Raw genomic sequence first — 14,955 nt, forward strand, 5'->3', positions numbered from 1 at the left:
CAGGAGCGCATCATGCTGAACACACCCGCCGACAAATACCATCCTTACCCAACCCTTTCACTGCCCGATCGTCGCTGGCCTGAGCAACGTATTACTCGTGCGCCACGCTGGCTTTCCACCGATTTACGTGACGGTAACCAGGCCCTGGCCGAGCCCATGGACAGCACGCGCAAGCTGCAGTTCTGGGAATTGCTGCTGAACTGCGGGTTTAAAGAGATTGAAGTCGCCTTCCCTTCCGCCTCGCAGACGGATTTCAACTTTGTTCGCCAGTTGATTGAAGAGAACCGCATCCCGGATGACGTCACCATTCAGGTGTTAACCCAGGCACGGGAAGACCTGATCATCCGCACCTTTGAATCGTTACGCGGCGCGAAACGGGCCACCGTCCATCTGTATAACGCGACCGCCCCGCTGTTCCGCCGCCTGGTGTTTGGCATGGAGAAAGCGCAAATCGTGGAGCTGGCAACACGCTCCACGCGGCTTATCCGCAAGCTCTGCGAAGAGAACCCGGAAACCCGCTGGCAGTACGAATACTCCCCGGAAACCTTCTGCTTTACCGAGCCGGAGTTTGCGCTGGAGATTTGTGAAGCCGTGGCAGAGATCTGGCAGCCCTGCAATGAGCGACCAATGGTGATCAACTTACCCGCGACTGTCGAAGTCAGCACGCCGAACGTCTATGCCGATCAGATTGAGTATTTCTGTCGCCACTTCAGCCGCCGCAACGATGTCTGCATCAGCGTCCATCCGCATAACGACCGCGGTACGGGTGTCGCCAGCGCCGAGCTGGCCGTGATGGCCGGTGCAGACCGGGTAGAAGGGTGTCTGTTTGGCAACGGGGAACGTACGGGGAACGTCTGTCTGGTGACGCTGGCGATGAATCTCTACAGTCAGGGCGTTAGCCCGAATCTCGACTTTAGCGAGATGAATCGGGTGGTGGAAGTGGTCGAAACCTGCAACCAGCTTCCCGTGCATCCGCGCCATCCATGGGCAGGACGGCTGGCTTATACCGCCTTCTCTGGCTCACATCAGGACGCGATCAAAAAAGGCTTTGATGCCCGCAAGCCTGGCGAACGCTGGGAGATGCCTTACCTGCCTGTGGACCCGCAGGATATTGGCTGCACCTACGAAGCGGTGATCCGTGTGAACAGCCAGTCCGGGAAAAGCGGCAGCGCGTGGCTTATTGAACAAAACCATGGCCTGAAATTACCCCGCGCGCTGCAGCAGGATTTCAGCCAGCACGTACAGCAGGAAACGGATCGCCACGGAAAAGAGATGACGCAAAATGCACTGTGGCAACTGTTCCGTATCCGTTATGGCCTGGTGGCAACGCCACAATTTGCCCTGCAATCGTACCGCAGTGACAGCCAGCAGGACGGTCAGTTGCGCTTAACGGCAAGCATCGCCACGCAGGGGGGAACACGCCAGCTGGAGGGCCAGGGCAACGGTCTGCTCTCCGCCGCCGCTCAGGGCTTAAGCCGCTGGGTCAACGCCCCGTTTGTAATTAAGGATTATCACGAGCATACGTTAGGTGAACGCAGCGACAGCCGCTCGGTGGCCTATATCCGCTGCCTGTTCCAGGACGGCACCAGCCGCTGGGGCGTGGGCATTGACAGCGACGTGGCGCGTGCGTCGCTTCAGGCGCTCTTTAACGCCGTCAGTCGTTTTTAAAGTAATCGCTGGGAGAGACACCCATCACCCGACGAAACATCGCCGTAAAGGCACTGTGACTGCCGTAACCCAGTTCCAGTGCCACGCGTAGCACCGGCTGACCCTGTGCCAGCCGCACTAACGCCTCCAGCAAGCGAGCCCTTCTCAGCCACTCAACGTAGCGTAATCCTGTCTGCTGCTGAAAATGCCGGTTCATCGTGCGCTCGCTCATTCCAAGCGAACTCGCGGCCTGAAGGCTGTTCCAGCAATCTCCTGGCGACTGACGGATCTGCTGGCACAGGTGGCGTAACGGGGCGCTCTCCGGCTCAGGCAGATGAAATGGCAGCACAGGCATGATGCGAATTTCATCCAGAATGAGTTCATACACGCGCTCATCACGACTCCCCGGTGAGTAAGATTCAGGCAGTGCGAGAGAGGCGAGGATCAGTTCGCGCAACAGTGGGGAGATCTGCACAATCTGGCACGCTGCGGGGAGATCGGCACGCGCCAGCGGATCGATAAACAGCGTGCGCGCCGCTACGTTACCGGTGATACGAAGCGAGTGCTGTGTCCCCGCCGGTAGCCAGACGCCGCGCCCGGGCGGCACTACCCAGCAGCCGGATGTGGTATCGACCCGCACGACGCCCGTCAGGCTGTGCAGCAGCTGCGCGCAGTCGTGCTCATGCCAGGGTTCGCTGTCGCCATGAACATAATCATGGGCAAAAGGAACGAGTGGACGATGAGTAAAGGTGAATATTGAGGTTGTGGTCATGGGGTTCTCTCCCCTCTCCCAACGGGAGAGGGAAAAGGCGCACTAGATGTGCAGTTCCTGCAGTTTTTCTTTCGGCAGAGCCAGCTCTTCGTTGCTGTTCACACGAACATCACGCTCGATGATGTGACGCGCAATTTCCTGTGCTTCTTCCAGAGAGTGCATCTGGTAAGTACCACACTGGTAAATATTCAGCTCAGGGATTTGATTCTGCTCTTTTACCTTCAGCACATCTTCCATGGCTGCTTTCCAGGCTTCTGCGACGCGTTTCTCTTCAGGCTGACCAATCAGGCTCATGTAAAAACCAGTACGGCAGCCCATCGGAGAGATATCAATGATCTCAACGCCGTTGCCGTTCAGGTGGTCACGCATAAAACCAGCGAACAGATGCTCCAGAGTGTGAATACCTTTCTCTGGCATCACTTCTTTATTTGGCACGCAGAAACGCAGATCGAAGACGGTGATCGTGTCGCCGTGCGGGGTGTGCATGGTCTTCGCCACGCGAACTGCAGGTGCTTCCATACGGGTATGGTCGACAGTAAAGCTATCTAATAACGGCATACGTCACCTCCGATAGTGATTTTTTTTAAAATAAACTGAACTCTTCTACAGAATGCACGTCTGAGTATATGAAAGACGCGCATTTGTTATCATCATCCCTGAATTCAGAGATGTATATTTTGGCCACAGCGATGTGGCCTTTTTCTTTTCTGCTTAAGCCTGCTTCGCCAGAAACGCCTCAAACGATACGGTATCCGCCGCTTCAACCTCTTTCTGACGCACAACAGACGCATCGCGCTCCGCAACAAAATCCGCTTCGCTCAACACTTCTAACGGCTCCTGCATCAACATCTCACGGTATTCTGCTCCGAGTGAACGCCCCGTGCCACCAATGCCCTGATCAATCATAGAACGCAGAATGCGTGCTGAGAACGTCAGTTCTGGGTTATCAAAACATTCCACCAGTTGGTCACAGATCTGTTGGTATGCGTCGCCACCGTCGATGCTGTCCATCGTCCGGGCAACACGTTTAAGGTCACGGAACAGATCTTTACCGACTTTCGTCAGCGGGAACTGTGCTGTTTCGCAGCCAATGCCCAGCGTCAGACCCGGTTTACGGCCTTCCAGAATTACGCGGTTCCAGTTTGTACGGGTACAAAGCAGCTCGTCTGAACTCATTTCTGGCGCATCCGCCAGAACGCACCAGACCATAAACAGATCCAGGAAGCGAATCTGCTGCTCATCAACACCAATCGGTGAGAACGGGTTGATATCCAGCGAGCGCACTTCAATGTATTCGATCCCGCCTCGCTGCAGCGCATCCGACGGTGTTTCACCGCTGCGCGTCACGCGCTTAGGACGAATTGGCGCATACAGTTCATTCTCAATCTGTAGCACATTGCTGTTGATTTGCAGACGCTTGCCGTCTTTCTCGAGGCCGATTTTCTCGTACTCTTCCGACGGGGTTTTGATCGCCCGCTTCAATCCTGCCACATATTCGTGCAATTCGTTAAACGTAATACCGAGATTGCTTTGCGATTTATTGGTATAGCCCAGATCGCTCAGGCGCAGGGAAGTCGCGTACGGCAGATAGTACATCCCGCACTCGGTTTTCTCGAACGGCAGCGTAGTCGGTTTCCCCTGCAGGAACGATGAGCAAATGGCAGGTGACGCACCAAACAGGTACGGAATCACCCAGCCGAAGCGATAATAGTTGCGGATCAGGCGGAAGTAGCCCGCAGAGATCGCGTCCTTATCCGTTTCATCACATTTCGCCTGCCAGAACGCCATGGGCAAAGAGAAGTTGTAATGCACACCAGAGATGGTCTGCATTAACGCGCCATAGCGGTTTTTCAGTCCCTCACGATAGAGCGTCTTGAGCCGCCCAATATTAGATGTGCCATATTGAGCCAGCTCGATCTCCTGACCTTGCTCGATATAACACGGCATGCTGAGGGGCCACATACGCTCATCGCCCAGGTTACGCGCGGTATAGCGGTGAATGTCGCGCAAGATCGCCAGCATATGATCAATATCACCCTCTACCGGAGTGATGAACTCCAGCAGCGCTTCAGCGAAATCGGTTGTGATCCATTTATGTGTCAGCGCCGAGCCTAACGCCTTCGGGTGACCCGTCGTCGCTAAACTGCCGTCCGCGTTAACGCGCAGCGTTTCACGCTCAAGACCACGCTGAATACCCTTCAATGCCTGAGGGTGGTTTTCCAGCCAGGCCAGCGCCTGAGATACGTCCGGGATCAAATTGACCTCCCGCCTGTCAAAGTAATGTTACTCAGCATAATTGTAATGGTTGACGATTGAAGGTCGCGTATTCATTCCACCAATTAGTGCCACCACGTCATACCCTGCAGAGTTGCCCATGCCACGAGGACATATCGCAACGCCTTGCCAAGGCACAAAAAAAAGAGCACCGGTCCCCAGGAGATGCGCATCCATCCCGCCAGCAGACACAGTAAATCACCTATTACAGGCATCCAGCTTAATAACAGCGTGGCAGCGCCATAGCGTTTTAGCCAGCCGACTGCCTTTTCCTGCCAGCGCGATTTTTCGCGCAGCGGAAAGAAACGCCCAAGAATAACGTTAGTCAGCCCTCCAAGGCTATTACCCATTGTTGCTATTAACACGAGCAACCAGGGCTGACTCACGCCGGACAACAGCATCGCCACCAGCACCACTTCCGAATTTCCCGGTAAGAGCGTAGCGCTTAAAAAACTGCTGGCGAATAATGAAGCAAGTGACAGTACATCACTCACAGTAAGCGCACATCCACCGCGGCCATTCCAGCATCACGAGCGGCTTGAATACCGAAATCAGCATCTTCAAACACGACGCATTTTGTCGCCGGAACGCCCATTAATTCTGCGCAAAGCAGGAAGGTGTCCGGTGCGGGCTTGTGATTTTTAACATGATCGGCGGCAACCACGGCAGAAAAATAGTGGCGCAGACCAAGATGATTGAGCAAAGCCTCTGCAATCGCGCTTTCGCTGCCCGTCCCCACCGACATCGGGCGACGTCCGTGCCACGCTTTCACGACATCAATCAGCGGTAGCGGGCGTACAGTATCTAAAAGCATGGCTTTAACTGCATCGGTTTTTTCACGGGCTAGCACGTGAGGGTCGAGATCGGCCAGATTCATTTCAATCACGGCCTGTGCAATACGCCAGGTTGGGGATCCGTTAAGGGCAATCATCGCCTGAAGGTCGAAACGCATACCGTAGCGGCCCAGGACGTCAGTCCAGGCTTGACGATGCGTAGGCTCGGTATCAAGGATGGTGCCATCCATATCGAAGATCAGACCGTCATACTGTGCGTACATCGTGCTCTCGCTAAACGATTAACAAAGCATTACTTTATCGTAAAAGGTGATTTTTGTCGCTGACTGAGAGTGTGATTGCTGACGGAACGTCGAAGGAATAAACAAAGAAGGAGAAGATGGTGCATCCGGGAGGATTACTCGGCTGCGCCTCGCCCTGCGGGCCCTTGCTGAAGCAACGTTATCCTCCCTGGTGCTCGCGATTAACTCGCAAACCTTGAAACAACAGCGTAGCTATTATCTCGGAGAATATGGTGCATCCGGGAGGATTCGAACCTCCGACCGCTCGGTTCGTAGCCGAGTACTCTATCCAGCTGAGCTACGGATGCATCGGGAAATGCTTTCAGAAACAGTAAAATGGTGCATCCGGGAGGATTCGAACCTCCGACCGCTCGGTTCGTAGCCGAGTACTCTATCCAGCTGAGCTACGGATGCATCAGGGTACTGCTTTCAGAAATAGTAAATGGTGCATCCGGGAGGATTCGAACCTCCGACCGCTCGGTTCGTAGCCGAGTACTCTATCCAGCTGAGCTACGGATGCATCGGGATTTACTATTGTACTACTCGATATTCATATCACTTCGAAAGCAATATGAAGTAATAGATGGTGCATCCGGGAGGATTCGAACCTCCGACCGCTCGGTTCGTAGCCGAGTACTCTATCCAGCTGAGCTACGGATGCAAAATGGCGGTGAGGCGGGGATTCGAACCCCGGATGCAGCTTTTGACCGCATACTCCCTTAGCAGGGGAGCGCCTTCAGCCTCTCGGCCACCTCACCACACAACGCCTCTTTCGAGTGCTTCGAGTAACTCGTTAAGAGCTTCTCGTCGCTGCGTGGCGCATATATTACTTTCTGGGACTTATAAGTCAAACAATTTTCCAAAAGCTTTTATCGTTTGCACAAATCACACGCAATTCGCATGTAAAAGCCGCAAAGAGGGTGTTTTATAAGCGGATTTTGCAGGCACCTTCACAGAAAACCTATGCAGAAATGGTGGCGTCAGGACGAGTTAAGAGTAACGGAGTGGTTAAAAAGAGAGCAACTGAAATTAAACGGTAACTTTGGGCAGGAAAAATGACGGGAGGGTTGCGTCTCGCCCGACAGCGAGACGCGACAATATCAGTAACTGGACTGCTGGGATTTTTCAGCCTGGATACGCTGGTAGATCTCTTCACGGTGGACAGATACTTCTTTAGGAGCGTTAACACCAATACGTACCTGGTTACCCTTTACCCCTAAAACTGTCACGGTGACCTCATCCCCAATCATGAGGGTCTCACCAACTCGACGAGTCAGAATCAGCATTCTTTGCTCCTTGAAAGATTAAAAGAGTCGGGTCTCTTGTATCCCGGCATTATCCATCATATAACGCCAAAAAGTAAGCGATGACAAACACGTAAAGTGTAAGCAGTCACGGCATCACATTCTGTTAAACGTAAGTTTAGCCGATATACACAAACTCAACCTGACTTTATCGTTATCGATAGCACAGTGAACAAGACGCCATAACGTTACCGCTATGGCGTCTGCTTGTGCTTTGTAATTATTACAGTTTCGCGCTTACCCAGCTTTCAACGCTGGCCAAAGCTTGCGGAAGTGCCGCCGCATCCGTACCACCGGCTTGCGCCATGTCTGGACGACCACCACCCTTGCCGCCCACCTGCTGGGCAACCATACCAATCAGTTCCCCTGCTTTTACGCGGTCAGTCACATCCTTAGAGACCCCCGCAATCAGAGAAACCTTACCTTCTGCCACTGTCGCCAGCACGATAACGGTAGAACCAAGCTGGTTCTTGAGATCGTCGACCATAGTACGCAGCATCTTAGGCTCAACGCCCGCCAGATCGCTGACCAGCAGTTTGACGCCCTTAATCTCTACCGCTTTGCTGGAGAGGTTTGCACTCTCCTGCGCCGCAGCCTGCTCTTTCAGCTGCTGCAGCTCTTTTTCCAGCTGACGCGTGCGATCAAGTGCAACACGCACTTTCTCGCCCAGGTTCTGGCTATCGCCTTTCAGCAGCTGCGCGATGTCATGCAGCTGATCGCTCTGCGCATGCAGGCTGGCAATCGCCCCTTCACCGGTCACCGCTTCGATACGACGCACGCCTGCCGCCGTTCCTGATTCGGAGACAATGCGGAACAGACCGATATCACCAGTGCGCGAAGCGTGAGTACCACCACACAGTTCAGTTGAGAAGTCGCCCATGCTCAGCACGCGAACACGGTCGTCATATTTCTCACCAAACAGCGCCATCGCACCTTTTTTCTTCGCGTCCTCGAGCTCCATGATGTGGGTCTCGATTGGCAGGTTACGACGGATCTGCGCGTTCACCAGATCTTCCACCGCGCGGATTTCAGACGGTTTCATCGCTTCAAAATGCGAGAAGTCGAAACGCAGCACTTTGTCGTTAACCAGAGAACCTTTCTGTGCAACGTGGGTACCGAGTACGTCGCGCAGGGCAGCATGCATCAGGTGAGTTGCAGAGTGGTTCAGACGAATGCGCGCGCGGCGAGCTTCATCCACGTTAGCCTGTACGCCCTCACCCACTTTCAGAGAACCGGAAACCAGTTTGCCCTGATGACCAATCGCCTGGCCGTATTTCTGGGTGTCGCTTACGCTGAAGCTGAAACCATTGCCTTTCAGTTCGCCTTTATCGCCAACCTGACCACCAGATTCCGCATAGAACGGTGTTTTGTCCAGAATGACAACCGCATCCTGACCGGCACTGATGCTGTCTACGGCTTTACCGTCAACAAACAGGGCGGTCACTTTGCCGGTCAGTTCCAGCGCTTCATAACCTTTGAATTCAGACGCGCTATCAACGCGGATCATCGCATTGTAGTCTGCACCGAAACCACTGGACTCACGCGCACGACGACGCTGCTCTTCCATCGCGGCTTCGAAGCCCGCTTCGTCAACTTTGATGTTGCGCTCGCGACAAACGTCCGCCGTCAGGTCAACCGGGAAACCGTAGGTGTCGTACAGGCGGAAAGCGGTTTCGCCATCCAGCGTGTCGCCCTTAAGTTTTGCCAGCTCTTCGTCCAGCAGCGCCAGACCGCGCTCCAGTGTACGCGCAAACTGCTCTTCTTCGGTTTTCAGAACCTGTTCTACCTGCGCCTGCTGGCGTTTCAGCTCATCACCGGCAGCACCCATCACGCCAATCAGTGGCCCAACGAGTTTATAGAAGAAGGTGTCCTTCGCGCCCAGCATGTTGCCGTGACGGATAGCACGACGAATGATACGACGCAGCACGTAGCCACGGTTTTCATTCGACGGGATAACGCCGTCGGCAATCAGGAACGCACAGGAACGAATGTGGTCCGCGATAACGCGCAGGGATTTGTTGTTCAGGTCGGTCGCGCCGGTCACTTCCGCAACGGCTTTGATCAGGGTACTGAACAGATCAATCTCGTAGTTGGAGTTAACGTGCTGCAGAACCGCAGCAATACGCTCCAGACCCATACCGGTATCAACGGAAGGCTTCGGCAGCGGCTCCATCGTACCGTCAGCCTGACGGTTGAACTGCATAAAGACGATGTTCCAGATCTCAATGTAGCGATCGCCATCTTCTTCCGGGCTGCCTGGAGGGCCACCCCAGATGTGGTCGCCATGATCGTAGAAGATCTCGGTGCACGGACCGCAAGGACCGGTGTCACCCATCTGCCAGAAGTTGTCAGACGCGTAAGGCGCGCCTTTGTTATCACCGATGCGAATAATACGTTCGCGCGGGATACCGACTTCTTTTTCCCAGATTTCGTAGGCTTCGTCATCGGTTTCATAGACGGTAACCCACAGACGCTCTTTCGGCAGGTTGAACCAGTTTTCACCGGTCAGCAGTTCCCACGCATATTGAATGGCATCGTGTTTGAAGTAGTCGCCGAAGCTGAAGTTACCCAGCATTTCGAAGAACGTATGGTGACGCGCGGTGTAACCGACGTTTTCCAGGTCGTTGTGTTTACCGCCCGCACGCACGCAACGCTGTGACGTTGTGGCGCGGGAATAATTACGCTTGTCGAGACCAAGGAACACATCCTTGAACTGGTTCATCCCGGCGTTGGTAAACAGTAAAGTCGGGTCGTTATTTGGTACCAGGGAGCTGCTGGCAACAACCTGGTGTCCCTTACTATGGAAAAAATCGAGAAACGCCTGACGGATCTCAGCGGTGCTCTTGCTCATAATTATCCTGAAATCAAGCTAACGAAATGTCGTAGCAAGCCTGTACCTGTAAACAGTTGGACAGACCAGCTACTGGAAAAAGTGGGAATAAGATAAGTTTTCTTTAGTGGGAAGTAAAATCCCGCATGCGTTCAATCGGCAAAATTACGCCAGATATCCTGAATATCTTCCATAAGGAAGCCACGGTAGAGCAAAAAGCGTTGGATTTTCACTTTTTCTGAAAAATCACGCGGCAGGGGTTCACCGTATTTCCGAATCGCCTGTTCTTTTGCCAGCTCGCACCAGTCGGTATCGCATTCTCGCATGGCTTTTTCAATGGATTCGCGGGCAACCCCTTTCTGGTTCAGCTCCTGGCGGATGCGCGCGGGGCCGTATCCTTTGCGGCCACGGCTGGCGAGAAACCGGGAAGCGAAGCGCTCATCATCCAGATAGTGATGCTCGTAGCACCAGGCAATCACGCGTTCGTAATCTTCCGCCGTGGCATCAATCTCTTCCGGGCCATTTTTGCTCATTACGGGAGCCGACAGTTTTCGCCGCAACTCTTGCTCACTATGATCACGAACAGCAAGGATACGTACTGCCCGGTCCAGTAAGCGCGCGTACGCGGGTCGACGTGGGGTAGGTTCACTCATAAAAAACCTGCTGGTTCAGAAATGCAAAAAGGGCCGCATCAGCAGCCCTTCGTCTTTATACGAAGCATTAAAAATCTTCGTTGGTTTCTTCAGCATCCACGCTATCAACTGCGAAGTCGGGTGTGGAGTCCTGGTTGTTCAGCAGAAGCTCACGCACTTTCTTCTCAATTTCTTTCGCCGCAGCCGGGTTCTCTTTCAGCCAGGAGATCGCATTTGCTTTGCCCTGACCAATCTTGTCACCGTTGTAGCTGTACCAGGCACCCGCTTTTTCAATCAGCTTCTCTTTCACGCCCAGGTCAACCAGCTCACCGAAGAAGTTAATCCCTTCGCCGTAGAGGATCTGGAATTCAGCCTGTTTAAACGGCGCGGCAATTTTGTTCTTCACAACCTTCACGCGGGTTTCGCTTCCGACGACGTTCTCACCCTCTTTTACCGCACCGATTCGGCGGATATCAAGACGGACAGACGCGTAGAATTTCAGCGCGTTACCACCGGTGGTGGTTTCCGGGTTACCGAACATTACACCAATTTTCATACGGATTTGGTTAATGAAGATCAGCAGCGTATTGGATTGTTTCAGGTTACCGGCCAGCTTACGCATTGCCTGGCTCATCATACGTGCCGCGAGGCCCATGTGAGAGTCACCGATTTCGCCTTCGATTTCAGCTTTTGGCGTCAGTGCGGCAACGGAGTCAACCACAATAACGTCAACAGCACCCGAACGCGCCAGCGCGTCACAAATTTCCAGCGCCTGTTCACCGGTGTCCGGCTGAGAACAGAGCAGGTTGTCGATATCAACGCCCAGTTTGCGAGCATAAACAGGGTCCAGCGCGTGCTCGGCATCGATAAATGCACAGGTTTTACCTTCACGCTGTGCCGCAGCGATAACCTGCAGCGTCAGCGTCGTTTTACCTGAGGACTCTGGTCCGTAGATTTCTACGATACGGCCCATCGGCAGACCGCCAGCGCCCAGCGCGATATCCAGAGAAAGCGAACCGGTGGAGATGGTTTCCACGTCCATGGAACGGTCTTCACCCAGGCGCATGATGGAGCCTTTACCGAATTGCTTTTCGATCTGGCCCAGTGCTGCCGCCAACGCTTTCTGTTTGTTTTCGTCGATAGCCATTATTACTCCTGTCATGCCGGGAGAAGCAACTCTGCTTCACCGTAGATTTCTGTTCTGTTGGTGCAATTATACTGTATAGTCATACAGTATCAAGTGTTTTGTAGAAATTGTTGCCAGAGCGTTTTTAACGCGTATTCCGTTGCCTGACGGCGCACGCTTTCGCGATCGCCGCTAAAACACTCCCGGCGGGTGATCCCTTCACCTTTGGACGTGGCAAAACCAAACCAGACTGTGCCAACAGGCTTCACGTCGCTGCCGCCATCCGGGCCTGCGATACCGCTGATTGAAATGGCGTAATCCGCACGCGCCTCTTTGAGCGCACCAATTGCCATCTCAATCACCACCGGTTCGCTGACCGCGCCATACTGTTCCAGCGTGGATTCACGCACGCCAATCATTTGCGCTTTAGCCTCGTTACTGTAGGTCACAAAGCCACGTTCAAACCAGGCGGAACTACCGGCGATATCAGTAATCACTTTCGCAACCCAGCCGCCAGTACAGGACTCTGCAGTGGTGATTGTCGCACCACGTTGCTTAAGCGCCAGCCCAACTATCTCGCTAAGCTGCATCAATTCATGGTCAGTCATTCTCGCTCCAGGCATCAGAAAAACGTGCAGCACAAGATAGCACTTTCTCGTCAGATATGGGGATACGCTTCAGGTTTTACGAGGGGTCTTCAGAAAAAAGCCGATGCGGACGCACCGGCCATTGGAGAATGTTATTTCATGCTGTCGGCAAGGGTATTCACATTATGACGAAACGCCTTCACGTAGGTGTCTGCCACTCCGCCTTTTGCCGACAGAGCTTCCGGATAAAGTTCACCACCCGGCTGAGCGCCCGTGGCTGACGCAATCTGTTTAACCAGACGCGGGTCGAGCTGGTTTTCCATAAACCAGGTTTTCACGCCATCCGCTTTAATCTGATTGATAATCTCAGCAACCTGCGCCGCACTGGCTTCGCTCTCTGACGACAGCCCCTGTGGCGCCATAAACGTGACGCCATAGGCCCGGCTGAAATAACCGAAAGCGTCATGACTGGTCAGTACGTTACGCTTCGCCTGTGGGATCTGGCTAAAGCGGGTCTTGGCCCAGTTATCCAGTTGGGTCAGTTGCACGATATACGGCTTCCCTGAGGCCTCCAGTGCTGCTTTGTCTTCTGGATCGGCTTTTATCAGCCCGTTCAGAATATTTTGTGCATACAGCGCCCCGTTCGCCGCGCTATTCCACGCGTGCGGATCGGTCACGGTCTTTCCATCTTCCTCAAGCGTGTGGGTTTTCACCCCGGTTGAAGCGACGACCAGTTGGCCTTTAAATCCGGAGGCTTTCACCAGACGGTCAAGCCAGCCCTCCAGCCCCAGGCCGTTCACCACCACCACATCGGCCTTGCTGAGCGCCGCGCTGTCTTTCGGCGACGGCTCGAATGTATGCGGATCGCCGTCCGGCCCCACCAGCGTCGTCACCTTCACATGATCGCCGCCGACCTCCTGGGTGATATCCCCCAATATTGAAAAACTCGTGACCACATTAAGTGTTTTCGCCATCACGCCGTGTGACAACATCCCCAGCGCGAGCGCCACTGCTAATCCTGTACGTTTCATCGTTTCCCCTTGCGTTAAAAAAACGCACGCAGGCTGCCAGCGAGCTGGCTTCGCGTGCCAAATAAAATAGAAATAAAGAAAAGTGCGCTGGCGGTGAGCACAATAGACGGCCCCGCAGGCAGGCTCACAGCCCAGGAAAGGCTTAACCCGAACCATGCACAGAAAATACCGCTCATCCCTGCCATGAGAAGTAATCCAGGTAGGGTACGTACCCAGCATCGCGCGGCCACTGCGGGTAACATCATCAACCCGACGGCCATCAGCGTGCCAAGCACCTGAAAGCCCGCCACCAGGTTAAGCACCAGCAGCGCCAAAAACAGGCCATGCAACAGACCGGGTAACCAACGGGCATTCACCTGCAGCCACGCCGTATCAAACGCCTCTGTCACCAGCCCGCGATAAAAAATAGCCAGTACGATTAACGTGAAGATACAAATCCCAGCCACAAACAGCGCGGCATCGTTGTCCACGGCGAGAATAGAGCCAAACAGCAGGTGCAGCAGATCAACACTCGACCCACGCAGCGACACCAGCGTGACGCCTAATGCCAGCGATCCCAGATAGAATCCGGCAAAACTGGCATCTTCTTTGAGAGGCGTGCGGCGACTGACCAGCCCGGCCACCAGCGCAACAGCAATCCCAGCGATAAAACCGCCGATGCTCATCGCCAGCAACGACATGCCGCTGAGCAAATATCCCACGGCAACACCCGGCAAAATGGCGTGAGAAAGGGCATCCCCCATCAGGCTCATCCTGCGTAGCTGAAGAAAAACCCCGAGCGCCGTGGTGCTGACCGACAGCGCCAGGCAAACCACCAGTGCGCGCCGCATAAAGCCGTACTCGATAAACGGCTGGAAAAAGAGTTGCCAGATCATGCCACCCTCACCCGCTCGGTTTTCCATTGGGGAATATCGGCATCAAGCCGTAATGTCTGCGGGAAGTGGCGCGAGACGCGTTCACTGTCGTGGAGTACCGCTAACAAGGTTTGTCCCTGCATATACATCTCCAGCATCAAATCCATCAGCACGTTGCAGGTGGCTTCATCGACGCCGGTAAAGGGCTCGTCAAGCATCACCAGCGGCGCCTGCTGTACCAGTACACGGGCAAAAAGCATGCGCTGAAACTGACCGCCGGAGAGCTCATCGATGGTGGATAGCGCCATGGATTCCAGCCCTACACGCTCAATCGCACCGGCAATCCGCAAGCGTGTTTCACGACGAAAGCCGGATAAAAGCGAAATGCCCGGCCAGCACCCCATACTGACGACGTCCTGCACGGTCAACGGAAATTGCGCCTCCAGCGCGTGGCGTTGTGCCAGCCAGCCAATTACCGGACGCTTTCCCTGCCAGCGCAAACTGCCACCCACGGGAGCGATAAACCCTGCGAGCGTTTTCAGGAGCGTCGATTTCCCGCAGCCGTTGGCACCCACGATTGCGGTCATACTCCCGCGTTCAATGACGCCGGATAACGGCCGCGTGACGGGCTGACGTTCATAACCTGCGGTCAGTTCATTCATTACGATCATGGCAGCGCTACCGCCCAGCTCACCGCCAGGCTGAGAAACACAATAATGGCCAGCGCCAGCAGAAGGCGAACTGGCGCAGAGAGCGAAAAAAGGGAAATTGACATCTCGACACCCAAAGTAATGTTATAACATAACAATAATGAAAGGTATTG

14 protein-coding genes and 5 tRNA genes are annotated in these 14,955 nt (G+C 54.2%); 1 reads left to right on the forward strand and 18 read right to left on the reverse strand.

The genetic code is table 11. The features are described from left to right. Positions 1 to 12 precede the first annotated feature (12 nt). Positions 13 to 1,668 carry a 2-isopropylmalate synthase gene (gene leuA, locus WB237_RS15865; protein ID WP_336214478.1) on the forward strand — a complete coding sequence of 552 codons (1,656 nt, stop codon included), beginning with the start codon at positions 13 to 15 and terminating at the stop codon, positions 1,666 to 1,668. On the opposite strand, the gene WB237_RS15870 is transcribed toward leuA, so the two are convergent. From WB237_RS15870 to WB237_RS15955, 18 genes are all read right to left on the reverse strand, one after another. Continuing rightward, a complete protein-coding gene (locus WB237_RS15870) occupies positions 1,655 to 2,419 on the reverse strand; it encodes an AraC family transcriptional regulator (protein ID WP_336214480.1) in 765 nt (254 codons plus the stop codon). The two genes, leuA and WB237_RS15870, sit on opposite strands and share 14 nt — an antisense overlap. Before the next feature lie 42 nt (positions 2,420 to 2,461). Beyond that, positions 2,462 to 2,977, reverse strand: a complete 516-nt coding sequence (luxS, locus tag WB237_RS15875) for an S-ribosylhomocysteine lyase (RefSeq protein ID WP_336214482.1) — start codon at positions 2,975 to 2,977, stop codon at positions 2,462 to 2,464. A gap of 153 nt (positions 2,978 to 3,130) precedes the next feature. Further along, complete coding sequence (gene gshA / locus WB237_RS15880; RefSeq protein WP_336214484.1) at positions 3,131 to 4,675, reverse strand: glutamate--cysteine ligase; 1,545 nt, start codon at positions 4,673 to 4,675, stop codon at positions 3,131 to 3,133. Between the two features lie 83 nt (positions 4,676 to 4,758). Beyond that, positions 4,759 to 5,187, reverse strand: a complete 429-nt coding sequence (locus tag WB237_RS15885; RefSeq protein ID WP_048975561.1) for a YqaA family protein — start codon at positions 5,185 to 5,187, stop codon at positions 4,759 to 4,761. Next, the gene (yqaB, locus tag WB237_RS15890) at positions 5,184 to 5,750 is read right to left on the reverse strand and encodes a fructose-1-phosphate/6-phosphogluconate phosphatase (RefSeq protein ID WP_336214487.1); all 567 of its coding nucleotides are present in this window, start codon (positions 5,748 to 5,750) and stop codon (positions 5,184 to 5,186) included. Before yqaB ends, WB237_RS15885 begins: the two co-directional genes overlap by 4 nt. Positions 5,751 to 5,999: 249 nt before the next feature. Beyond that, a tRNA-Arg gene (locus tag WB237_RS15895) sits at positions 6,000 to 6,076 on the reverse strand. Between the two features lie 29 nt (positions 6,077 to 6,105). Beyond that, positions 6,106 to 6,182: transfer RNA gene (locus WB237_RS15900), tRNA-Arg, on the reverse strand. Between the two features lie 29 nt (positions 6,183 to 6,211). Beyond that, positions 6,212 to 6,288: transfer RNA gene (locus WB237_RS15905), tRNA-Arg, on the reverse strand. Between the two features lie 64 nt (positions 6,289 to 6,352). Continuing rightward, positions 6,353 to 6,429 (reverse strand) — tRNA-Arg (locus tag WB237_RS15910). Positions 6,430 to 6,433: 4 nt separating this feature from the next. After that, positions 6,434 to 6,526 (reverse strand) — tRNA-Ser (locus WB237_RS15915). 342 nt (positions 6,527 to 6,868) lie between these two features. Further along, positions 6,869 to 7,054, reverse strand: coding sequence for a carbon storage regulator CsrA (gene csrA, locus WB237_RS15920; RefSeq protein ID WP_000906486.1), 186 nt, complete (start codon positions 7,052 to 7,054; stop codon positions 6,869 to 6,871). A 241-nt stretch (positions 7,055 to 7,295) separates the two neighbouring features. After that, positions 7,296 to 9,923: an alanine--tRNA ligase gene (gene alaS, locus WB237_RS15925; protein ID WP_336214489.1), complete on the reverse strand. Its 2,628-nt coding sequence runs from the start codon at positions 9,921 to 9,923 to the stop codon at positions 7,296 to 7,298. A 131-nt stretch (positions 9,924 to 10,054) separates the two neighbouring features. Next, positions 10,055 to 10,555, reverse strand: a complete 501-nt coding sequence (recX, locus tag WB237_RS15930; RefSeq protein WP_028016809.1) for a recombination regulator RecX — start codon at positions 10,553 to 10,555, stop codon at positions 10,055 to 10,057. A 67-nt stretch (positions 10,556 to 10,622) separates the two neighbouring features. Further along, on the reverse strand, positions 10,623 to 11,681 hold the full coding sequence (gene recA / locus WB237_RS15935) for a recombinase RecA (RefSeq protein ID WP_028016810.1): 1,059 nt from the start codon (positions 11,679 to 11,681) through the stop codon (positions 10,623 to 10,625). Between the two features lie 89 nt (positions 11,682 to 11,770). Next, positions 11,771 to 12,268 carry a nicotinamide-nucleotide amidase gene (gene pncC, locus WB237_RS15940; RefSeq protein WP_336214492.1) on the reverse strand — a complete coding sequence of 166 codons (498 nt, stop codon included), beginning with the start codon at positions 12,266 to 12,268 and terminating at the stop codon, positions 11,771 to 11,773. A 131-nt stretch (positions 12,269 to 12,399) separates the two neighbouring features. Then, positions 12,400 to 13,278, reverse strand: a complete 879-nt coding sequence (locus WB237_RS15945) for a metal ABC transporter substrate-binding protein (RefSeq protein WP_336214494.1) — start codon at positions 13,276 to 13,278, stop codon at positions 12,400 to 12,402. Positions 13,279 to 13,292: 14 nt separating this feature from the next. Next, on the reverse strand, positions 13,293 to 14,153 hold the full coding sequence (locus WB237_RS15950) for a metal ABC transporter permease (protein ID WP_336214497.1): 861 nt from the start codon (positions 14,151 to 14,153) through the stop codon (positions 13,293 to 13,295). Next, positions 14,150 to 14,803, reverse strand: coding sequence for a metal ABC transporter ATP-binding protein (locus tag WB237_RS15955; RefSeq protein ID WP_114978660.1), 654 nt, complete (start codon positions 14,801 to 14,803; stop codon positions 14,150 to 14,152). Before WB237_RS15955 ends, WB237_RS15950 begins: the two co-directional genes overlap by 4 nt. Between the last annotated feature and the right edge of the window lie 152 nt (positions 14,804 to 14,955).

The organism is Enterobacter sp. P82, from assembly GCF_037053385.1.
GTDB lineage: Bacteria > Pseudomonadota > Gammaproteobacteria > Enterobacterales > Enterobacteriaceae > Enterobacter.

Bases quoted from the DNA above. Each gene is read 5' to 3' on its own strand.
- leuA (WP_336214478.1), top strand. From the start codon at position 13: ATGCTGAACACACCCGCCGACAAATACCATCCTTACCCAACCCTTTCA.
- csrA (WP_000906486.1), bottom strand. From the start codon at position 7,054: ATGCTGATTCTGACTCGTCGAGTTGGTGAGACCCTCATGATTGGGGAT.
- WB237_RS15955 (WP_114978660.1), bottom strand. From the start codon at position 14,803: ATGATCGTAATGAATGAACTGACCGCAGGTTATGAACGTCAGCCCGTC.
- WB237_RS15945 (WP_336214494.1), bottom strand. From the start codon at position 13,278: ATGAAACGTACAGGATTAGCAGTGGCGCTCGCGCTGGGGATGTTGTCA.
- luxS (WP_336214482.1), bottom strand. From the start codon at position 2,977: ATGCCGTTATTAGATAGCTTTACTGTCGACCATACCCGTATGGAAGCA.
- WB237_RS15870 (WP_336214480.1), bottom strand. From the start codon at position 2,419: ATGACCACAACCTCAATATTCACCTTTACTCATCGTCCACTCGTTCCT.
- recA (WP_028016810.1), bottom strand. From the start codon at position 11,681: ATGGCTATCGACGAAAACAAACAGAAAGCGTTGGCGGCAGCACTGGGC.
- alaS (WP_336214489.1), bottom strand. From the start codon at position 9,923: ATGAGCAAGAGCACCGCTGAGATCCGTCAGGCGTTTCTCGATTTTTTC.
- pncC (WP_336214492.1), bottom strand. From the start codon at position 12,268: ATGACTGACCATGAATTGATGCAGCTTAGCGAGATAGTTGGGCTGGCG.
- recX (WP_028016809.1), bottom strand. From the start codon at position 10,555: ATGAGTGAACCTACCCCACGTCGACCCGCGTACGCGCGCTTACTGGAC.
- WB237_RS15950 (WP_336214497.1), bottom strand. From the start codon at position 14,153: ATGATCTGGCAACTCTTTTTCCAGCCGTTTATCGAGTACGGCTTTATG.
- yqaB (WP_336214487.1), bottom strand. From the start codon at position 5,750: ATGTACGCACAGTATGACGGTCTGATCTTCGATATGGATGGCACCATC.